The following is a 21,534-nucleotide window of genomic DNA, read 5'->3' on the forward strand; positions in this document are numbered from 1 at the left end:
GTGCGTACGGAGTGAACGCGCCGACCGGCGCGCGGCCGAGCGCCGGCCGCGCGCCGCAGTGCTTGTCGGTTCAGTGCTTGTCGGTCCCGACCGGCAGGTCCAGCACCACCTGCGTGCCGCGCCCGGGCGCCGGCAGCATGTCGAACGTGCCGCCCATCTCGCCCTCGACCAGCGTCCGCACGATCTGGAGGCCGAGGTTGCCCGCGCGCTGCGGGTCGAAGCCCTCGGGCAGCCCGCGGCCGTCGTCCTGGACGGTGACCCGCAGCCGCGGTTCGGCGGGGCTGCCGCCGCGTACCGCGCCCACCTCGACCGTGCCCAGCTCCCCCGGCGCGAAGGCGTGCTCCAGGGCGTTCTGCAGGATCTCGGTGAGCACCATCGACAGCGGCGTCGCGACCTCGGCGTCCAGGATCCCGAAGCGGCCGGTGCGCCGTCCGGTGACCTTCCCCGGCGAGATCTCCGCCACCATGGCCAGCACCCGGTCGGCGATCTCGTCGAACTCCACTCGCTCGTCCAGCGTCTGGGACAGCGTCTCGTGGACGATGGCGATCGAACCGACTCTGCGGACCGCCTCGTTGAGCGCCTCGCGTCCCTGGGGCGAATCCATCCGCCGGGCCTGCAGCCGCAAGAGGGCGGCCACGGTCTGCAAGTTGTTCTTCACCCGGTGGTGGATTTCCCGGATGGTCGCGTCCTTCGTAATCAATTCGCGCTCTCGGCGTCGCAATTCGGTGACGTCGCGCAGCAGCACGAGTGAACCGATGTGCGTGCCCTTCGGTTTGAGCGGGATGGCGCGCAGTTGAATGACGCCGTCGTTCCCCTCCACCTCGAATTCGCGCGGTGCCCAGCCGCTGGCGAGCTTCACCAGTGCCTCGTCGACGGGGCCGCGGGCGGGCGCCAGCTCGGCGGTGGCCCGGCCGAGGTGGTGGCCCACGAGGTCGGCGGCGAGCCCGAGGCGGTGGTAAGCGGAGAGCGCGTTCGGGCTGGCGTACTGGACGACGCCGTCGGCGTCGAGCCGGATGAGCCCGTCGCCGGCCCGCGGCGAGGCGTCCATGTCGACCTGCTGGCCCGGGAAGGGAAACGATCCTGCGGCGATCATCTGAGCCAGGTCGGACGCGCTCTGCAGATAGGTGAGCTCCAGCCGGCTGGGGGTCCGTACGGTCAGCAGGTTGGTGTTCCGCGCGATGACGCCCAGCACCCGGCCCTCGCGGCGCACGGGGATGGACTCCACCCGTACCGGCACCTCCTCGCGCCACTCGGGGTCGCCCTCGCGCACGATGCGGCCCTCGTCCAGCGCGGAGTCGAGCATCGGGCGGCGCCCGCGCGGCACCAGATGGCCGACCATGTCGTCCTGGTACGAGGTGGGCCCGGTGTTCGGACGCATCTGCGCGACCGAGACGTACCGGGTGCCGTCCAGGGTGGGGACCCACAGGACGAGGTCGGCGAAGGACAGGTCGGAGAGCAGCTGCCATTCGGAGACCAGCGTGTGGAGCCATTCGAGGTCGGAGTCGCTCAGAGCGGTGTGCTGGCGGACGAGATCGTTCATGGAGGGCACGTATGCGAGCCTACCGGCGTACGGTGTAGGCGTTGACCGTGCACAGGCATGGACTGATGAGCCTGGTCTAGTCCACAATGAATCAGTAAAGGCCTCCGCCTTCCCCGCACAGGAAGGCGGATAGAGGACCGAGGCGCTCTCTGCCCTGACTGCGCCACGGCCTCCGATCGGCCGGACCGGGCGCCGCGAGGAACCGCACACCTCACGGCGTGCACCGGCCGATGTCAGCTCCGGGCTGCGGTGCCGGACAGGTTGAGGGTCCTGTCCCGGCGCCGCGGCCCGCGGGTGTTTTCAGGGCTCTTCGCACGGCTCCTCCCCTGTTCCCGGCTGCCGGCCGCTCCCCCGTGCGAGTGATCGCGTGGCTGCTTCCGGGGGAAACCGGCGCGGCCCCCGCTCCCGGAGGAGCAGGGGCCGCACACACGAGTGAGGGAGGGGCGCCGGCCGGACGGGGCCGGCGTGGACCGCCGGGGAGGCTGGGGCCCGCCCCTCCCCCGGTCAGCGGGTCTCGGTGACCTTGGCGAGGGAGCGGGGCGCGTCCGGGTCCTGGCCGCGGGCGATGGTCACCTCGTACGCGAGCATCTGCAGGGGCAGGATCTCCAGGATCGGCTGGACCTCCTCGGCGACGCCGTCGGTGGGCAGTGCGAAGCCCGCCGCTGCCTTGTCGACCTCGGCCCGGCTGCCGACGACGACCAGGTCGGCGCCGCGGCCGCGCAGCCGCTCCAGCACCGGCTGGAGGGCCTCGCCGCCCTTGCCCTCGGTGACGATCGCGATGACCGGCGAGATGTTGTCGACCATGGCCAGCGGGCCGTGCAGCAGGTCGGCGCCGGAGTAGGACAGCGCCGGGATGTAGCTGGTCTCCATCAGCTTCAGCGCGGCCTCCTTCGCGGTCGGGTAGCCGTAGCCGCGGGAGGTGAGGACCATCCGCTCCGCGAAGCGGTAGCGGGCGGCGAGCGCCTTGACCTCCTCCTGGCGGGCCAGGACGGACTCGGCCAGGTCGGGCAGGGCCTTGGCGGCCGCGCCGTCGCCGCCGCGCAGCCCCTCGACGAAGAGGTACAGGGCCAGCAGCTCGGCGGTGTACGTCTTCGTGGCCGGCAGGGCCTTCTCCGGGCCGGCGAGCACGTCGATGTGGAACTCGCTGACCTCGGCGAGCGGGGAGCCGGCGTTGTTGGTCACCGCGAGGGTGATGGCCCCGGCGGCGCGGGCGGCCTTGGTGGAGGCGACCAGGTCGGGCGAGCCGCCGGACTGGCTGACGGTGATGACCAGGCAGTCGGTGAGGTCGGGCTGGGCACCGTAGGCGGTGGTGGTGGACATGGAGGTGAGGCCGCAGGGCTTGCCGAGCTGCACTTCGAGCAGGTACTTGGCGTACAGCGCCGCGTTGTCGGAGGTGCCGCGGGCGGTGAGCAGGACGAAGCGCGGGTTGCGCGCGGCGATCCGCTCGGCGACCTCACGGATCTTGGGAGCACCCTCGGTGAGGATGCGGCGCAGCACGGCGGGCTGTTCGGCCATCTCACCGGACATGATCCGGCCCGGCTGCTCGCTGTGCTGGGCCGGCGTCGTGGCGGACATGCTGGGTGCCTCCAGGTGGCAGTTCTGTGCGGTTCGTGTGCCCGCGGGCGTCAGCGGCCGGCGTCGTCGCCGGTGATGACCTCCGCGGCGGCCCGTCCGCAGACGCGGGCGGCACCGTGAGTCGCGATGTGCAGCGCTCCCGTGGGCGACGCCTGCGGGACTCCCATCTCGACCACGACGGTGTCGGGCCGGGCGGCGATGAGAGCGGCGAGGGCGTCGGCCATCCAGGGGTGCCGGTGAACGTCGCGTACCACTGCGACGATCCTACGATCCGCCGCCTCGCGGAGCACATTTGAGATCATTGCGGGCGTACCGGTCTCGGCGGCCCGCGCCGCGCTGAAGGAGCCGGTGTCGGTCCCCGGGAGCAGCCGCGCGAGCTCGGCGGCCACGCCCCAGGGGGTCTCGTCGCCCACGGCGATGTTGGCGACCGGCGTGAAGGCCGCGACGTACGCCGGGGTACGCAGCGGCTCGTACGGGGTGCTGCCCGCCGTGAGCCGGAGTGCCCGGCGGGCGGCGCGCAGGCCGACCTCGGGGTCGGCGGCGGTGCCGGACGCCGTCGCCGCGGCCGTCCGGTACGGCGCTGCCGCGGCCTCTCCCGGGGTCCGGATCCACTGGGCGGTGTCCCGGGTCCACTGCGACAGGGCGCGGACGCGGGCTGCGGCGTCGGCGAGGCGCTCTTCGGAGAGGGCGCCGGAGCGTACGGCGTCGACGAGCGCGTCGCGGAGGCGGAGGACGGTGTGCTCGTCGGCGAGGCCGCCGCCGACGCAGATGGCGTCGGCGCCCGCGGCGACGGCGAGCACGCTGCCGCGTTCGATGCCGTAAGTGGCGGCGATGGCCTGCATCTCGACGGCGTCGGTGACGATCAGGCCGTCGAAGCCGAGGCCGCCGGCCGCGACGGGGGCGCGCAGCAGGCCGTGCAGGGCGGCCGGGCTGAGGGTGGCGGGCAGGTCGTCGTCGAGGGCCGGTACGAGGATGTGGGCGCTCATGACGGCCTTCGTGCCGGCGTCCACGGCGGCCTTGAAGGGGACGAGTTCGCGGGCCTGCAGGGTGTCGAGACCGGCGTCGATGCGGGGCATGTCGTGGTGCGAGTCGACGGCGGTGTCGCCGTGGCCGGGGAAGTGCTTGGTGCAGGCGGCGACGCCGGCGGACTGCATGCCCCGGACGTAGGCGGCGGTGTGCCGGGCGACGAGGGCGGGGTCGGGGCCGAAGGACCGTACGCCGATGACGGGGTTGCCGGGGTTGGAGTTGACGTCGGCGCTGGGGGCCCAGTTGAGGTTGACGCCGCAGTCGGCGAGGCGGCGGCCGAGTTCGCGGGCGACGGCCTGCGTGAGGCCGGGGTCGTCGACGGCGCCGAGGGCGAGGTTGCCGGGGAAGGAGGATCCGCCGCGCACTTCGAGGCGGGTGACGTCGCCGCCTTCTTCGTCGATGGCGATGAGGATGCCGTCGGTCTCGGCGCGGAGGCGGGTGTTGAGGGCGGCGAGCTGTTCGGGGCTGTGGACGTTGCGTCCGAACAGGCCGACGGAGGTGAGGCCCTCGCCGAGGCGGCGCAGCAGCCAGTCCGGTGCCTCGGTTCCGGTGAAGCCGGGCTGGAGCACGGCCAGCGCGTCGCGGGTGAGGGTGTCGGCGGAGCGGGCGAGCGTCGTCATGGAGCGGCGTGTCCCTTCACTGCGCTGGGGCGAGCAGGCGGGCGGGCGGCGGTACGGCCGGGAGCGGTCCGTACGGGGCCGGGGGCGGCCTTCATCAGACCGCATCCGGGCGGGCGCCGGCCGGAGGCGGACGGTGGCGGGCCGCACCACGCCGACGACGGCGTACCCGGGAGGGCCGCCTTCGTCGGTGTGCCGCGGTGCGGCGGGTTCGTTGCCCTCACCCCTTCACCGCGCCCGCGGTCAGTCCGCCGACCGCCTTGCGCTGGAGGAAGAGGAAGAGGATCAGGATGGGGAGGGCGAAGAGGGAGGCGGCGGCCATGGTGGCACCCCAGTCGTCGCCGAAGTTCGTCTGGAAGCCGGAGAGCCAGAGGGGCAGGGTCTGCGCTTCGGTCTGCTTGTTGAGGATGAGGACGAGGGGGAACTCGTTCCAGGCGGTGATGAAGCCGAAGAGCGAGGTCGCCATCAGTCCGGGCGCGAGCAGCGGCAGGATGATCTTCACGAAGGCCTGGGCGCGTGAGCACCCGTCGACCATGGCGGACTCCTCCAGCTCCTTGGGGACGGCCGCGATGTAGCCGCGGAGCGTGAGGATCGTGAAGGGCAGCACCATCACCATGTAGAAGACGGTGAGCGGGACCAGGCTGTTCAGCAGGGCGGCGTCCCGGACGATCATGTAGATCGCGATCACCATTACCTCCCAGGGGGCCATCTGGGCGATCATGAAGGTGACGATCACGCCGCGGCGTCCCTTGAACCGCATCCGGGCGATCGCGAACGACGCGAGCAGGGCGATGACGAGGGACATCCCGACGGCGAGGACGGTCACGGTGACGGAGTTGCCGACGTACGTCCAGAAGTGGGGCGCGGTGACGGCGGTGCGGAAGTGTTCGAGGGTCGGGGTGAGCGGGAACCACACGGGGTCCTCGCTGATGATGTCGCCGGTGGGCTTCAGCGCCGTACTGAACATCCAGTAGACGGGGAAGACGAAGCCGGCGGTCAGGAGCAGGGCCGTGGCGTTGGGCCAGATGCGGCCGAAGAGGGTGCGCTTCATCGCTCGTCCTCCTCTTGTCGGAGCACGATGCGGAGGTAGTTCGAGGTGAGCGCGAGCAGGATGACGATGGTCAGCAGGGAGATCGCCGCGCCCATGCCGTAGTGCTGGTTGCCCATGCCCTCGATGAAGGCGTAGACGGGGAGGATCTCGGTGAGCCGGTCGGGGCCGCCCTCGTTGATGGCGAAGACCTGGGTGAAGGCTTTGAAGACCCAGATGACTTCGAGGAACGTCGTCGCGTAGAGGAACGGCCTGATGAAGGGCAGGGTGACCGAGGTGAAGCTCTTCCAGGTGCCGGCGCCGTCGAGGGCGGCCGCTTCGTAGAGCTCCTTGGGGATCGTCGTGGTCGCGGCGTAGAGGTTGATCGCGACGAACGGCACGGACTGCCAGACGATCAGGACGATGATGACGAAGAAGGTGGAGAACTGGCTGCCGGTCCAGTTGAAGTCCGCCATGGAGTGCCAGCCGAGCTTGTCCAGCACCCAGTTGACGACGCCGAAGCGCTGCGCGAAGAGCCACTGGTAGACGGTGGTGGCGGCGATGGGCGGCATGGCCCAGGCGAGGACGAGGCCGAAGAGGAGCGTGAGCCGCATCCGGGGGCCGAGCCGGGCGAGCAGCAGGCCGGTGAGGGTGCCGACGACCATGATGAGGACGACGTTGGCGCCGGTGAAGAGGATCGAGCGTACGGTGACCCGCCAGAATTCGGCGTTGCCGAGGATCTGGCGGTAGTTGTCGACGCCGTTCCACTCCGTGACGTGCTGGATGAGCTGTCCCATGTTGAGGTTCTGGAAGGACAGCACACCGTTGGTGATCATCGGATAGCCGAGGAGGACCACGGTGACGGCGAGGGCGGGGAGCAGCAGGAGGTACGGCGCGCGGCCGGCCGCCCACGCGCGGCTCCGCCGCGGCGGCCGGGACGAGCCGCCGGCCTTCTCCTTGCGGACGGTGCCGGGCGGTTCCCCGGTCCGTCTGCTCTGTACTGACATGGCTGCCATCTCGTTCGCGCCCTCCCCGGCGGTACACCTGCCGGGCGCGATACGCGCCCGGCAGGTGTCGGTGCTTACTGCTGCTGGCTGAGCCGCTTGTTGAATTCGCCCTCGACCTGCTGCGCGGCGGCCGCGGGGCTCTTGCCGTTGAGGACGGCGGTCATGTACGTCTTGATCGGGTTGGGCGGGTTCTCGACCGCGCCCCATTCGGGGATGAGCGGGGTGGTGCCGCCGCCCTCGACGGCGGGGGCCGCCGCCTCGCCCGCGAGGTTGCCCTTCAGCGCGGTCTGCAGCGACTCCTTGTTGGGGATGACGCCGCCTTCCTTGGCGAGCTGTCCCTCGAACTTGTCGGAGAGCGCGATCTTCAGGAACTCCTTGGCGAGGTCCTGCTTCTGGCTGCCGGCGGCGACGGCGAGGTTGGAGCCGCCGAGGAAGACGCCTTCGGGCTTGCCGGCCGTCTCACCGGGGATGGTGAAGTAGCCGATGTCCTTCTCGATCTTCGGGTTGGCCTTGATCGCGATGGCGGACTCCCAGCCCATGCCGATGAACGCGCCGGTCCTGCCCTTGGCGAAGACCTCGCCCTGCTGCGGGGTGGCCTCGTCCTTGTCCTTGGGGGCCTTGCTGAAGGACTGGTACTGCTTGTAGATGTCCATGGCCTTGGCGACCTTGGGGTCGGCCAGGTTGGAGACCCACTTGCCGCCCTGCTTCTTCACCAGGTCGGCCTCGGTGCCGATGGTCAGGCCGTCGAAGAAGTACCAGTTCTGGCCGGGCAGGTAGATCGGCTCGGCGTCGGTCTTCTTCTCGATCTGCGCCAGGTCCTTGAAGAACTCGGTACGGGTCTTCGGCGTGTCCTTGATGCCGGCGTCGGCCCAGACCTTCTTGTTGTAGATCACGACGCGGTTGGCCACGAACCAGGGGGCGGCGTACTGCTTGCCCTGGTAGACGGCCGACTTGTTGATGGACGGCGTCCAGTCGGCGCCGATGTCCTTCTTCAGGTCGTCCAGTTCCGCGAGGCCCTGGGTCTTGGCGTAGGCGGCGGTCTGGGTGTTGCCGACCTCGATGACGTCGGGCGGGTTCTCCTCGGACAGCGCGGTGGTGATCTTCTGCTGAATACCGTTCCACTTCTGGATCTCGATCTTCAGCTTCGCGCCGGTCTTCTTCTCGAAGGCCGCCTTGACGTCCTTCGTCCACCCGGCCGGCGTGGAGCCGTCCATGGCCCATACGGTGAGTGTCTTGTCGTCCACCCCCGCCGACTCGCCGGACCCGCAGGCCGCGACACTTACCAGCATTCCCGCGACAGCTGTCGCCGCGATCAGCCCACGCTTCACAGCACACTCCCCTAATGGCTGGGTGTGGTCTTTAATGGTTTAGACCAGTGCCCGCAGCTTGGCCTAGACCTTTAGGGGTGTCAAGAGGTGTATAAGAGTCGCAGTCGGCTCCGTTACCGGACCGACATCCGGCAGGCGCGGACCTGCGAGGGAGCATCGGCACCCCACCCGTGCCACCATGTGAGCCGCTACGTACGGAGGAGCCGGTGACGACAGCACGAGTGGAGTCGGAAGGGCGGGGCATGGAGACCGACGGGGCCGGAGCGGAGTCCGGCAGCGGAGCCGCGCGTACCGCCCGGGTGCCCAAGTACTACCGGCTCAAGCGGCACTTGCTGGAGATCACCGAGACCCTGCCCCCGGGCACGCCGGTACCGCCCGAGCGCACCCTCGCCGCGGAGTTCGACACCTCGCGGACGACCGTACGGCAGGCCCTGCAGGAACTGGTCGTCGAAGGGCGGCTGGAACGCATCCAGGGCAAGGGCACCTTCGTCGCCAAGCCCAAGGTCTCCCAGGCCCTGCAACTGACCTCCTACACCGAGGACATGCGGGCCCAGGGCCTGGAGCCCACCTCGCAGCTCCTGGACATCGGGTACGTCACCGCCGACGACCGGCTGGCCGGGCTGCTGGACATAGCGGCCGGCGGCCGGGTGCTGCGCATCGAACGGCTGCGGCTGGCCAGCGGCGAACCGATGGCCATCGAGACCACCCATCTGTCGGCCAAGCGCTTCCCGGCGCTCCGCCGCAACCTGGTCAAGTACACCTCCCTCTACACCGCGCTCGCCGAGGTCTACGACGTCCGCCCGGCGGAGGCCGAGGAGACCATCGAGACCTCGCTCGCCACCCCGCGCGAGGCCGGGCTGCTGGGCACGGACGTCGGCCTGCCGATGCTGCTGCTGTCCCGGCACTCCCTGGACCACGACGGCAGCCCGGTGGAGTGGGTGCGCTCGGTCTACCGCGGCGACCGGTACAAGTTCGTCGCCCGACTCCAGCGGCCCACCGACTAGGGGCACGGGCCAAGGCCAAGGCCGGGGCCGGGGCCGGGGCCGCGGTCACGGTCACGGCCCGCGGTGCGGGGAATTCGGCGGGCGAAACGGAACCGCATATCCCCGTCACCCGGGTTTTCCACAGGGTGTAGCGCACGTCACACGCCCTGCCCTACGGTCCTTCCGTCACCGTCAGGACGGAAGGACGGCCAGTGCGTACGACATCACCCCGAACGATCGTCATCTGGACAGCCGTTGCGCTGATCGGCGCGGCCGGCTGGACCCTCCTCGCACTGAGCCGCGGCGAGGAGGTGTCGGCGGCCTGGATGGTCGCCGCCGCGCTCGGCACGTACGCCATCGCCTACCGCTTCTACTCCCGCTTCATCGCCACGCGCGTCCTGCGGGTCGACAAGACCCGCGCGACCCCGGCCGAGCGGCTGAACAACGGCATCGACTTCCACCCCACCGACCGCCGCGTCCTGCTCGGCCACCACTTCGCGGCCATCGCGGGCGCCGGACCACTGGTCGGGCCGGTGCTCGCCGCGCAGATGGGCTACCTCCCCGGCACGATCTGGATCATCGTCGGAGTCGTCTTCGCCGGCGCCGTGCAGGACATGGTGGTCCTCTTCTTCTCCACCCGGCGGGACGGGAAGTCGCTGGGCCAGATGGCGCGCGAGGAGATCGGCCCGTTCGGCGGCGCCGCGGCACTGCTCGCCGCCTTCGCCATCATGATCATCCTGCTGGGCGTGCTGGCCCTGGTGATCGTCAACGCGCTGGCCGCCTCCCCCTGGGGCACGTTCTCCATCGGCATGACGATCCCCATCGCCCTGCTCATGGGCGTCTACCTGCGCTTCCTCCGCCCCGGCCGGATCACCGAGGTCTCCCTGATCGGCATCGCCCTGCTGCTCCTCGCCCTCGTGGGCGGCCGCTGGGTCGCGGAGTCCTCGTGGGCCGACACCTTCACCCTCCAGCCGAAGACCCTGGTGATCTGGCTGGTGGCGTACGGCTTCATCGCCTCCGTGCTCCCCGTCTGGACCCTGCTCGCGCCCCGCGACTACCTCTCCACCTTCATGAAGATCGGCACCATCGGCCTGCTGGCGCTGGGGGTGGTGATCGCCCTGCCGACGCTGAAGATGGACGCGGTGACGGACTTCGCGAGCCGCGGTGACGGCCCGGTGTTCGCCGGTTCCCTCTTCCCCTTCGCCTTCATCACCATCGCCTGTGGCGCCCTGTCCGGATTCCACGCCCTGATCTCCTCGGGCACCACACCGAAGATGGTGCAGAAGGAGACCCAGATCCGGATGATCGGGTACGGCTCGATGCTCATGGAGTCGTTCGTCGCGGTGATGGCACTGGTGGCCGCCTCCATCATCGACCCCGGCCTGTACTTCGCGATGAACGCGCCGGCCGGCGTCATCGGCGACACGGTCCAGTCCGCCTCCCAGGCGGTCGCCCAGTTCGGCTACGCGATCTCCCCCGACCAGCTGGCCGCCGCGGCCAAGGCGGTCGAGGAGCAGACGCTGCTGTCCCGGACGGGCGGCGCGCCGACGCTCGCGGTCGGCGTCTCCGAGATCTTCTCCCAGGTGGTGGGCGGCGCCGGGATGAAGGCGTTCTGGTACCACTTCGCGATCATGTTCGAAGCGCTGTTCATCCTGACGGCGCTGGACGCGGGCACCCGGGTCGGCCGGTTCATGCTCCAGGACATGCTGGGCAACGCCTACAAACCGTTCCGCGACATCAGCTGGAAGCCGGGGCTGCTGCTGAGCAGCGCGGCGGTGGTCGGCCTGTGGGGCTACTTCCTGTGGGTGGGCGTCCACGAGCCGCTGGGCGGCATCAACCAGCTCTTCCCGATCTTCGGCATCTCCAACCAGCTGCTGGCGGCGGTCGCGCTGGCGGTGTGCACGACGCTGCTGGTGAAGTCCGGCCGGGTGAAGTGGGCCTGGATCACGGGCATACCGCTGGCCTGGGACGCGGTGGTCACACTGACCGCGAGCTGGCAGAAGGTGTTCTCCGGCGACCCGAAGGTGGGGTTCTTCACGCAGCGCGGCATCTACCAGGACGCGATCGACGCGGGGAAGGTGCTGCCGCCCGCGAAGTCGATGGACGACATGCACACGGTCGTCACCAACTCCACGGTGGACGGCGTGCTGTCGGCGGTGCTGGCCCTGCTGATCGTGATCGTCATCGCCGACGCGGCCCGTATGTGCATACGCCACCTCCGCACTCCGGACGCGGCCCCGCTGCACGAGGCCCCGTACGTCGCCTCACGCATCGTGGCCCCCGCCGGCCTGATCACCACACGGGAGGAAAAGGCCGAACTGCTGGCGGCAGCGGGCACCGGGGCGGGGGCCGGGCACGAGGGTGGGCCGGGCGCCGGAACAGGCCCTGGGGCCGGGTGAGGTCCTGGGCCGGGTGAGGTCCTGGGGCCGAGCCGGGGAACGGTGACGAGGGCGGCGGGGAACGGCGGCGAGGGCAGGGGCGACGGGACGAGGGCCTGGGAGGCAGGAGGCGGACGATGGGGGCGACGCAGGCGGGGCAGACCTCGCGCGGCGGCGCGCGATGGACGGCCGTGGTGGCGCGATGGGGCCGTGGCGTCCGGTGGTACGTACGGGAGTTGACCGGCGAGTCGGCGTACGAACGGTACGTCGGGCATCTCCGCCGGCACGACCCGGATGCCCCGGTGCCCACGCGCCGTGAGTTCGAGCGCCGCCGCACGGACGCCCAGGAGGGAGACCCCCGGTCGGGCTTCCGCTGCTGCTGAGGGGGGCTTGCCGGGGGCTGAGGGGGCGGGTGGAGGAGGTGGGGGGTGGGGAGGGGGCGGGGGGGGAGGCCCCCGAAGCGCTCGCCCACCCCGAGCCCCATCTCGATCCGCCCCACTCCCTCCGCCCCGTCAGCCCCACCCCACCCCCGATCCCCCACCTCGATCCGCCCCCACCCGCCCCTCCCCCACCCCAAACCGTGTCCGTACCGATATGCGGACAGTGGGTGACGTCTACTGCTCCTGAGGCTTAGATTTCCGGCCATTACACGGAGATCGCCAGGGATGGAGCAGCGGATATGACAGAGCCAGCCGAAACACCCCGTTCCGGGCCGATCGTCACGCCCACGCGCGTGGTGGCCGGCCTGTGCCTGTTCGCTCCGTTCGTGGCCATGCTCTGGGTGAGTTCGTACGCGAAGGTCGAACCGACCCTGATCGGCATCCCGTTCTTCTACTGGTACCAGATGCTGTGGGTGCTGATCTCGACGGCGCTGACGATGACCGCGTACAAGCTCGTGCAGCGTGAGCAGCGTGCCCGTAAGGGCGGTGCAGCCAAGTGACGACCCTGGCAACGAACGCAACGAACGCCCTGACACCGCACGTCCTGGCAACGAACACCCCGGCACCGGACGCCTTGGCACCGCACACCCTCGCGGCGGACGCGACCGGTGGCGTGAACGGCATCGCGCTCGCCGTCTTCGTCTTCTTCTTCGTCGCCGTGACGGTCATGGGCTTCATGGCCGCGCGCTGGCGCAAGGCCGAGCAGTCCGACAACCTCGACGAGTGGGGTCTGGGCGGCCGCAGCTTCGGTACGTGGGTGACGTGGTTCCTGCTCGGCGGTGACCTGTACACCGCGTACACCTTCGTCGCCGTGCCCGCGGCGATCTACGCGGCGGGGGCCGCCGGCTTCTTCGCCGTGCCGTACACGATCCTCGTCTACCCGTTGATCTTCACCTTCCTGCCGCGGCTGTGGTCGGTGTCGCACAAGCACGGGTACGTCACCACCTCGGACTTCGTGCGCGGCCGCTTCGGCTCCAAGGCCCTGTCGCTGGCCGTGGCGCTCACCGGCATCCTCGCCACGATGCCGTACATCGCGCTCCAGCTCGTCGGCATCCAGGCCGTGCTGGACGTGATGGGCGTCGGTGGCGGCGAGAGCACGAACTGGTTCATCAAGGACCTGCCGCTGCTGATCGCCTTCGGCGTGCTGGCCGCGTACACCTACTCCTCCGGCCTGCGCGCGCCCGCGCTGATCGCGTTCGTCAAGGACGGCCTGATCTACATCGTCATCGCGGTGGCGATCATCTACATTCCGATCAAGCTGGGCGGCTTCGAGCACATCTTCCACACGGCGGGCGACGCCTTCGCGCAGACGAATCCGGCGACGGGCAAGCCGCGCGGCGAGCTGGCGAGCGGGCCGAACGCGCAGTGGGCGTACGGGACGCTGGCGCTCGGTTCGGCGCTGGCGCTGTTCATGTATCCGCACTCGATCACGGCGACGCTGTCCTCGCGGAGCCGCAACGTGATCCGCCGCAACACCACGATCCTGCCGCTGTACTCGCTGATGCTGGGCCTGCTCGCGCTGCTGGGCTTCATGGCGATCGCGGCCGGGATCAAGGTGCAGAACGGGCAGCTGGCGATTCCGCAGCTGTTCGAGAACATGTTCCCCGACTGGTTCACGGGCGTGGCGTTCGCCGCCATCGGCATCGGCGCGCTGGTGCCGGCGGCGATCATGTCGATCGCCGCGGCGAACCTCTTCACCCGCAACATCTACAAGGACTTCCTCAAGCCCGGTGCCACGCCCGCGCAGGAGCACAAGGTCGCCAAGCTGGTGTCGCTGCTGGTGAAGGTGGGCGCGCTGGCGTTCGTCCTGACGATGGACAAGACGGTGGCGATCAACTTCCAGCTGCTGGGCGGTATCTGGATCCTCCAGACCATGCCGGCGCTGGTGGGCGGCCTGTTCACGCGCTGGTTCCACCGCTGGGCGCTGCTCGCGGGCTGGGCGGTCGGCATGGTGTACGGCACGGTCGCGGCGTACGGCGTGGCCAGCCCGACGCAGAAGCACTTCGGCGGCTCGAACGCGGAGATTCCCGGCATCGGCGAGATCGGCTACATCGGCCTGACCGCGTTCGTGCTGAACGTCCTGGTCACACTCGTGCTGACGATCGTACTGCGGGCCGCGAAGGCGCCGGCCGGCATCGACGAGACCTCGCCGGAGGACTACACGGCGGACGCGGGCGACAAGGGCGTCCAGGTGGATCTGCCGCCGGCCACGGCGGGTTCCGCGCACTGATTCCGCCGCATTCGTGAGGCCGACGGGCCGCCGGTGAAAACCGGCGGCCCGTTGTCGTGCCCCTGGTGCACACTGACGGCCATGGACTTCGTGATCAGGGGGATACGGGCGGCGGAGCACGCGCGACTGGGTGAGATCACGGCGCAGGCGTACCTCGGGGACGGGCTGCTCGACTTCGGGGAGGACGACGCGTACCTGCCCGTGCTGCGGGACGTGGCGCGCCGGGCGGCCGAGGCGGAGGTGCTGGTGGCCGTGGCGGAGGGCGAGGTGCTGGGCGGGGTGACGTTCGTGGCGGCGGGCGGGCCGTGGGCGGACATCGCGGGGCCGGGCGAGGCGGAGTTCAGGATGCTGGCGGTGGCGAAGGAGGCGCGTGGCCGGGGCGTGGGCGAGGCGCTGGTACGGGCATGTCTGGACCGTGCGCGGGACACGCCGGGCTGTGGGCGGCTGGTGCTGTCCACGCAGCGTGCGATGCACGGCGCCCACCGCCTCTACGGGCGACTGGGGTTCACCCGGACGCCGGAGCGCGACTGGTCGCCGGTGCCGGGTCTCGGCACCCTGCTGACGTACGCCCGGGATCTGACAACCGAGCGCTGACACGCCGGAGCTGACGTCCGGGGGCCGGGTCTCCGCAGGCGCCGCGCGGCCGCGCTGCCGCCTGCCCGCGCGGCCGACAGCGGGCCGTGACCATCCGTGCGTACCGCGGTACGCACAGCAGCGCAGCGACACAAGATGTAGGGATGGCCGCGAGGGGCGGCACAAGATGTATGCTCGTCCTCGCTGTCGCCGCAGGGGAATCCGGTGCGAATCCGGAACTGTCCCGCAACGGTGTGTCGAGTGGGTATTTTCCGCCCGCTCGCGAGTCCGATGACCTGCCGACGGTACGCCCGCAGCCGTCCCGGCACGGGCGTCGAGACGTCCGGGCTCCGCGGGTTGGGCCGGTGGACGCTGCGTGGTGTGTCCGCGTGCCCGGCATGGCGTCCGGCGCGGCTGCCCGTACGCCTCCTCCGCTCTTCCCCGGCCCCAGCCGAGTGAGGAGAGCACAAGGTGACCATCGCGCCAGCGGAGTCAGCACAAGAGGCGCAAGCGGCACAGGAGGCACAGGCCCCTCGGACGGTGGCCGAGCGGCCCGATGACGCTCCCGGTACGGCCCTGCTGCGCACCCTGACCGACCTCACCGCCGACCTGCCGGCCACCGACCCGGGCAAGGTCGCGGCGGCCGCGCTGCGCGGCCGGCACGCCGGTTCGGACGAGGCGGAGCTGCGGGAGCTGGCGATGGAGGCCGCCGCGGGGCTGATCGGCGACGAGCCGCAGTACTCCAAGCTGGCCGCCCGGCTGCTCACGGCCGCGATCGCCGAGGAGGCCGCGAGCCAGGGCGCGACGGGCTTCGCCGCTTCGGTCGCCACGGGTCACCGCGAGGGGCTGATCGCCGACTCCACGGCCGAGTTCGTCACCGCGCACGCCGCCGCGCTGGACGCACTGGTCGACCGGGCGCTCACGGACGGCGCCGACGACCGTTTCGGCTACTTCGGCCTGCGCACGGTGTACTCCCGCTATCTGCTGCGGCACCCGCTCACCCGCAAGGTCATCGAGACGCCGCAGCACTTCCTGCTGCGGGTGGCGTGCGGCCTGGCCGAGGACCACTCCGAGCGGGCGCTCGCGGACGTCGCCGAGCTGTACGCGCTGACCAGCACGCTCTCCTACCTGCCCTCCTCCCCCACGCTCTTCAACTCCGGCACCCGCCACCCGCAGATGTCCTCCTGCTATCTGCTGGACTCGCCGCTGGACGAGCTGGACTCGATCTACGACCGGTACCACCAGGTCGCGCGCCTCTCGAAGCACGCGGGCGGCATCGGTCTGTCGTACTCCCGGGTGCGCGCCCGCGGTTCGCTGATCCGCGGCACCAACGGGCACTCCAACGGCATCGTGCCGTTCCTGCGCACGCTGGACGCCTCGGTCGCGGCCGTGAACCAGGGCGGCCGCCGCAAGGGCGCGGCCTGTGTGTACCTGGAGACCTGGCACGCGGACATCGAGGAGTTCCTGGAGCTGCGGGACAACACGGGTGAGGAGGCGCGGCGTACGCACAATCTGAACCTCGCGCACTGGATCCCGGACGAGTTCATGCGCCGGGTGGAGGCGGACCGGGACTGGTCGCTGTTCTCGCCGGTGGACGCGCCGGAGCTGGTGGATCTGTACGGCGCGGAGTTCGACGCCGCGTACCGGAAGGCGGAGGCCGAGGGGAAGGCCGTCAAGGCGGTGCCGGCCCGCACGCTGTACGCGCGGATGATGCGGACGCTGGCGCAGACCGGCAATGGCTGGATGACCTTCAAGGACGCCGCGAACCGGACCGCGAACCAGACGGCGGAGCCGGGCCGGGTCGTGCACTCCTCGAACCTGTGCACGGAGATCCTGGAGGTCACGGACGACGGCGAGACGGCCGTGTGCAACCTCGGGTCCGTGAACCTGGCGGCGCACCTGGGCGCCGACGGCGAGATGGACTGGGCGAAGCTGGACACCACGGTCCGTACGGCCGTGACCTTCCTCGACCGTGTCGTGGACATCAACTTCTACCCGACCGAGCAGGCCGGTGCGTCCAACTCGCGCTGGCGTCCGGTGGGCCTCGGGCTGATGGGGCTGCAGGACGTCTTCTTCCGGCTGCGGCTGCCGTTCGACTCGCCGGAGGCGCGTGAGCTGTCCACCCGGATCTCCGAGCGGATCATGCTCGCGGCGTACGAGGCGTCCGCCGGCCTGGCGGAGCGGCACGGGCCGCACCCGAACTGGTCGGCGACGCGTACGGCGCGCGGTGTGCTGCACCCGGACCACTACCCGAACGCCGAGCCGCGCTGGGCGGACCGGTGGGCCGCGCTGCGCTCCCGTATCGCGCGGACCGGGATGCGGAACTCGCTCCTGCTGGCGATCGCGCCGACCGCGACCATCGCGTCGATCGCGGGCGTGTACGAGTGCATCGAGCCGCAGGTCTCCAACCTCTTCAAGCGCGAGACGCTGAGCGGGGAGTTCCTGCAGGTCAACGCCTACCTGGTGGAGGACCTGAAGAAGGCGGGCAGCTGGGACGCGCGGACCCGTGAGGCGCTGCGCGAGGGCAACGGCTCGGTGCAGGACGTGCCGTGGATTCCCGAGGAGATCCGCGCGCTGTACCGCACCGCCTGGGAGGTCCCGCAGCGTGCGCTGATCGACATGGCCGCCGACCGCACGCCGTACCTGGACCAGAGCCAGTCCCTGAACCTCTTCATGGCGGCGCCGACCATCGGCAAGCTCAGCTCGATGTACGCGTACGCCTGGAAACGCGGCATCAAGACCACGTACTACCTGCGGTCGCGTCCTGCCACCCGGATCGCACAGTCAGCGCGTGCGGCGACCGCCGCCGCTCCCGTCCCCCAGCAGGCGACCGACCCCGAGGCGATCGCCTGCTCCCTGGAAAACCCCGAATCCTGCGAGGCCTGCCAGTGACCACCGCCGCCGAGAAGACCACCGTGAACACGGCCGCCGGAGCCGTGAAGAACCTGCTCGACCCGGGCTTCGAGCTGACGCTGCGGCCGATGCGGTACCCGGACTTCTACGACCGCTACCGTGACGCGATCAAGAACACCTGGACCGTGGAGGAGGTCGATCTCCACTCCGACGTGGCCGACCTCGCCAAGCTCTCCCCGGGTGAGCAGCACATGATCGGCCGGCTGGTCGCCTTCTTCGCGACCGGCGACTCGATCGTGGCGAACAACCTCGTGCTGACGCTCTACAAGCACATCAACTCCCCCGAGGCGCGGCTGTACTTGAGCCGTCAGCTCTTCGAGGAGGCCGTGCACGTCCAGTTCTATCTGACGCTGCTGGACACCTACCTGCCCGACCCGGACGACCGCGCCGCCGCGTTCGCCGCGGTGGAGAACATCCCCTCCATCCGGGAGAAGGCGGAGTTCTGCTTCAAGTGGATGGACTCGGTCGAGTCCATCGACCGGCTGGAGACGAAGGCCGACCGGCGCCGCTTCCTGCTGAACCTGATCTGCTTCGCGGCGTGCATCGAGGGACTGTTCTTCTACGGCGCGTTCGCGTACGTGTACTGGTTCCGGTCGCGCGGTCTGCTGCACGGCCTGGCCACGGGCACCAACTGGGTGTTCCGTGACGAGACCATGCACATGAACTTCGCGTTCTCCGTGGTGGACACCGTCCGCGAGGAGGAGCCCGACCTGTTCGACGCGGAGCTGGAGCAGCAGGTCACCGACATGCTCAAGGAGGCGGTGGACGCGGAGCTGCAGTTCGGCCGCGACCTGTGCGGGGACGGCCTGCCGGGCATGAACACCGAGTCGATGCGCGAGTACCTCCAGTGCGTCGCGGACCAGCGGCTCCAGCGGCTCGGCTTCGCGCCGGTGTACGGCTCGGAGAACCCGTTCTCCTTCATGGAGCTGCAGAACGTCCAGGAGCTGACCAACTTCTTCGAGCGGCGCGCGTCGGCTTACCAGGTCGCCGTGGAGGGCTCGGTCTCCTTCGACGACGAGTTCTGATCCGGCACCGTCCGCTTCTTCGTGGCCGTCTTCTTCGTGGCCGTCTTCTTCATGGCCGGCGGATCCGGTTCTTTATGTCCGGCGAATCGGACCGGATTTGATGAGTCGATGAGCCTCAGTTGATGAGTCGATGACAGCGTGCGGCGGCCGGAAACCCGGCCGCCGTCCGTCGGCTCTCCCCTGGCATGAAGGGCAGCGAGCAGACAAGGAAACGGTTCATCGACTATCCGCGCCGGGGCCGGGGCGGCCTGCGCCGCTGGCTGCCGTCCTGGAGACAGCAGCTCGGCGCCACGGCCGTCGGCGCGGCCGGCCTCGCCGGGCTCTTCGCCTTCGGGTACGCACAGGTCGGCATTCCGGACGAGAACGACGACGCGCGTCAGGAAGCCACCGTCTATTACTGGGCGGACGGCAGCCAGATGGTGAGCGAGGGCGCCGTCAACCGGCAGAACGTCACCCTCGCCCAGGTGCCCGACTCCGTCGAACACGCCGTCATCGCCGCCGAGAACGCGAGTTTCTACTCCGATTCCGGGGTCTCGTTCTCGGGAATCGCCCGGGCCGCGGTGAACATGGTCAAGGGCCAGGACGCCCAGGGCGGTTCCACCATCACCCAGCAGTACGTGAAGAACACGTACCTCTCGCAGGACCGTACCCTCAAGCGCAAGGTGAAGGAGTTCTTCATCGCGCTGAAGCTGGACAACCGCAAGACCAAGCAGGAAATCCTGCAGGGCTATCTCAACACCAGCTTTTTCGGGCGGCATTCGTTCGGCATCCAGGCCGCCGCGAACGCGTATTACGGCATGCCGGCCGAGCGTCTCGACCCCGGCCGGGGGGCGGCGCTGGCCGCGCTGCTCAAGGGCGCCGAGCAGTACGATCCGGCGCTGGGCGAGGCCAACCGCCGGCGCACCGTGGCGCGCTGGAAGTGGATTCTGGACCGTGAGGTGGAGACCGGTCTGATGAGCCGGGAGGAGCGCGCCCGCTACACGAAGTATCCGGAGCCGCGCAGGCCCACCACCCCGACCAGCCAGAAGGGGCAGACCGGTTATCTCGTCGACGCCGCGAAGAAATACCTCCGCAGCCGTACGGGGCTGACCGACCGCGATCTCGCCCGCGGCGGCTACCGCATTCACACCACCTTCGAGAAGGACAAGGTGGCGCTGCTGGAAAAGGCGGTGGCGGACGAGCGCCGCCGCAGCATCGACCCGAAGAAGCGCGCCGCCGACGCGCACGTGGAATTCGGTGCCGCGTCCGTACGGCCCAGGGACGGCGCGATCGTCGCGCTCTACGGCGGCGCGGACGCGACGAAGCACTTCGCGAACAACGCGGACACCGCGGGGGTCCCGGCCGGCTCCGCCTTCAAGCCGTTCGTGCTCGCCGCCGCTCTCCGCGACGGCGGCGCCCCGGCCGGGCCGGACGTCGCCGTGCGCTTCCCCCACCCGCCCGGGCCCCACCCGTCCGAGTCCTCTCCGGCCGAGGTGGTGGACCCCGCGCTGCCGGACCTGTACGAGGGCCTGGTGTCCTCGGCCCATCAGCCGTTCGTCGCCGCCGGCCGGCGCCTGGGCCTGAAGGCCGTACGGGACCTGGCCGTCGAGGCCGGTCTGCGCAAGGAGAGCCTGGCCCGCCCGGAACCGACGTTCCCCCTCGGCACCTCCACGCCCAGCGCGATCCGGCTGGCCGGCGCGTACTCGCTGTTCGGCAACGACGGCCGCCGGACCGAGCCGTACTCCGTGACGAAGGTGGTGCGCGACGGCGAGCCGCTGCCGGGCCTCACGCCGCCGGAGCCGCGCCGGGTACTGGCCCCGGAGGCGGCCCGCGGCATCAACGGGGCGCTGGGCGCGTTCGCCCGGAAGACGCTGCCCCGGGAGATCACCGCGAAGCTGCCGGACGGCGTCACGGCGGGCGGCACCGGCCCGCGGGACCGCATGCGGTCGTGCTGGTTCATCGGCAACGACGGCGCGCCCGGCGGCGGGCTGACCACCGCCGTCACCGTCTTCCGCACCGAGCCGGGGACGCCGCAGCTGCTGCCCATGAAGGGCGTGGGCGGCGACCACCGGTTCGGCACCGGCATACCTCCCCGGATCTGGGGCGCGTACGCCACCGGCGCGAGGAAGTGAGCGGGCGGCGCGGTGCGGCCGGGCGGGTGCCGGGCCGCGTCAGTCGTTGGCGACGACGGGGTAGCGCGGCTCGCGCTCGGCCATCTGCCTCAGGGCGTCCTTGCGGTCGCGCTTGGAGAGACGGTCGATGTAGAGGTAGCCGTAGAGGTGGTCGGTCTCGTGCTGGAGGCAGCGCGCGAAGTAGCCGGTCCCCTCGACGGCGATCGGGTTGCCCTGCACGTCCCGGCCGCGGACCACGGCGTAGTCGGGGCGGGCCAGCTCGGCGTAGGCGCCGGGGACCGACAGGCAGCCCTCGTTGGAGTCGTCCAGCACCCGGCGGCCGGCGGGCAGCTCGTCCAGCACCGGGTTGCAGACCACGCCGACGTGGCGTACGCCCTGGTCGTCCATGCAGTCGTAGACGAAGACCTTCAGGTCCACGCCGATCTGGTTGGCGGCCAGGCCCACGCCCTCGGCGGTGCGCTGGGAGGCGAACATGTCGTCGACCAGCTTCGCCAGCTCGTCGTCGAACTCGGTGACGTCCTTGCACTCCTTGTGCAGCACCGGATTGCCGACCACGGTGATCGGGCGGGAGGTGCCGCGCTCGCGGTAGGCCGTCTCGCGCGCGTCCGCGTCGGTCACGTCGTCGATGAACTCGTCGTCCACCTGCTGCTCGCCGTCTTGATCAAACACCTGCTGCTGCGCCATGTCCGCCGCACGCCTTCCGCGATTCCGCAAAAATTCTTCTTAGCTGCCCGTACAGGGTACGGGGACCGGCCGGGCGC

General features: G+C 70.4%; 16 protein-coding genes and 1 riboswitch. Of the genes, 9 read left to right on the plus strand and 7 right to left on the minus strand.

What is annotated here, in order from left to right; all coding sequences use genetic code 11:
- Positions 1–70 precede the first annotated feature (70 nt).
- The 6 genes from ACZ6WH_RS33700 to ACZ6WH_RS33725 form a co-directional block, all read right to left on the minus strand.
- A complete protein-coding gene (locus ACZ6WH_RS33700) occupies positions 71–1,540 on the minus strand; it encodes a sensor histidine kinase (protein ID WP_432858668.1) in 1,470 nt (489 codons plus the stop codon).
- Positions 1,541–2,044: 504 nt separating this feature from the next.
- On the minus strand, positions 2,045–3,115 hold the full coding sequence (locus ACZ6WH_RS33705) for an SIS domain-containing protein (protein WP_432858666.1): 1,071 nt from the start codon (positions 3,113–3,115) through the stop codon (positions 2,045–2,047).
- A gap of 50 nt (positions 3,116–3,165) precedes the next feature.
- On the minus strand, positions 3,166–4,761 hold the full coding sequence (locus ACZ6WH_RS33710; protein WP_469733279.1) for a glycoside hydrolase family 3 protein: 1,596 nt from the start codon (positions 4,759–4,761) through the stop codon (positions 3,166–3,168).
- A 217-nt stretch (positions 4,762–4,978) separates the two neighbouring features.
- Positions 4,979–5,809 (minus strand): carbohydrate ABC transporter permease, encoded by an 831-nt coding sequence (locus ACZ6WH_RS33715; protein ID WP_432858662.1) that lies wholly within the window; start codon positions 5,807–5,809, stop codon positions 4,979–4,981.
- Positions 5,806–6,792: a carbohydrate ABC transporter permease gene (locus ACZ6WH_RS33720; protein ID WP_469733282.1), complete on the minus strand. Its 987-nt coding sequence runs from the start codon at positions 6,790–6,792 to the stop codon at positions 5,806–5,808. Before ACZ6WH_RS33720 ends, ACZ6WH_RS33715 begins: the two co-directional genes overlap by 4 nt.
- 74 nt (positions 6,793–6,866) lie before the next feature.
- Positions 6,867–8,120, minus strand: coding sequence for an extracellular solute-binding protein (locus tag ACZ6WH_RS33725; protein WP_432858658.1), 1,254 nt, complete (start codon positions 8,118–8,120; stop codon positions 6,867–6,869).
- Positions 8,121–8,362: 242 nt separating this feature from the next.
- On the opposite strand from ACZ6WH_RS33725, the gene ACZ6WH_RS33730 reads away from it, so the two are divergent.
- The 9 genes from ACZ6WH_RS33730 to ACZ6WH_RS33770 all read left to right on the plus strand — a co-directional run bounded on the left by ACZ6WH_RS33730 (position 8,363) and on the right by ACZ6WH_RS33770 (position 20,773).
- The gene (locus ACZ6WH_RS33730; protein WP_469733467.1) at positions 8,363–9,124 is read left to right on the plus strand and encodes a GntR family transcriptional regulator; all 762 of its coding nucleotides are present in this window, start codon (positions 8,363–8,365) and stop codon (positions 9,122–9,124) included.
- 191 nt (positions 9,125–9,315) lie between these two features.
- On the plus strand, positions 9,316–11,502 hold the full coding sequence (locus ACZ6WH_RS33735) for a carbon starvation CstA family protein (protein WP_469733284.1): 2,187 nt from the start codon (positions 9,316–9,318) through the stop codon (positions 11,500–11,502).
- A gap of 116 nt (positions 11,503–11,618) precedes the next feature.
- On the plus strand, positions 11,619–11,864 hold the full coding sequence (locus ACZ6WH_RS33740; RefSeq protein WP_469733286.1) for a YbdD/YjiX family protein: 246 nt from the start codon (positions 11,619–11,621) through the stop codon (positions 11,862–11,864).
- 296 nt (positions 11,865–12,160) lie between these two features.
- The gene (locus ACZ6WH_RS33745) at positions 12,161–12,421 is read left to right on the plus strand and encodes a DUF3311 domain-containing protein (RefSeq protein ID WP_432858652.1); all 261 of its coding nucleotides are present in this window, start codon (positions 12,161–12,163) and stop codon (positions 12,419–12,421) included.
- 113 nt (positions 12,422–12,534) lie between these two features.
- Positions 12,535–14,151: a monocarboxylate uptake permease MctP gene (mctP, locus tag ACZ6WH_RS33750; RefSeq protein ID WP_469733468.1), complete on the plus strand. Its 1,617-nt coding sequence runs from the start codon at positions 12,535–12,537 to the stop codon at positions 14,149–14,151.
- An 81-nt stretch (positions 14,152–14,232) separates the two neighbouring features.
- On the plus strand, positions 14,233–14,745 hold the full coding sequence (locus ACZ6WH_RS33755) for a GNAT family N-acetyltransferase (RefSeq protein WP_469733288.1): 513 nt from the start codon (positions 14,233–14,235) through the stop codon (positions 14,743–14,745).
- Positions 14,746–14,909: 164 nt separating this feature from the next.
- Positions 14,910–15,042: riboswitch (cobalamin riboswitch) on the plus strand.
- A 153-nt stretch (positions 15,043–15,195) separates the two neighbouring features.
- Positions 15,196–17,616, plus strand: a complete 2,421-nt coding sequence (locus ACZ6WH_RS33760) for a ribonucleoside-diphosphate reductase subunit alpha (protein WP_469733290.1) — start codon at positions 15,196–15,198, stop codon at positions 17,614–17,616.
- A gap of 89 nt (positions 17,617–17,705) precedes the next feature.
- Entirely contained in the window at positions 17,706–18,662 is a 957-nt protein-coding gene (locus ACZ6WH_RS33765; protein WP_469733469.1) for a ribonucleotide-diphosphate reductase subunit beta, read from the plus strand.
- 185 nt (positions 18,663–18,847) lie between these two features.
- A complete protein-coding gene (locus ACZ6WH_RS33770; RefSeq protein ID WP_469733292.1) occupies positions 18,848–20,773 on the plus strand; it encodes a transglycosylase domain-containing protein in 1,926 nt (641 codons plus the stop codon).
- A gap of 39 nt (positions 20,774–20,812) precedes the next feature.
- On the opposite strand, the gene def is transcribed toward ACZ6WH_RS33770, so the two are convergent.
- A complete protein-coding gene (def, locus tag ACZ6WH_RS33775) occupies positions 20,813–21,457 on the minus strand; it encodes a peptide deformylase (RefSeq protein ID WP_469733294.1) in 645 nt (214 codons plus the stop codon).
- Positions 21,458–21,534 lie beyond the last annotated feature (77 nt).

Source organism: Streptomyces sp. NPDC050806, assembly GCF_055586425.1.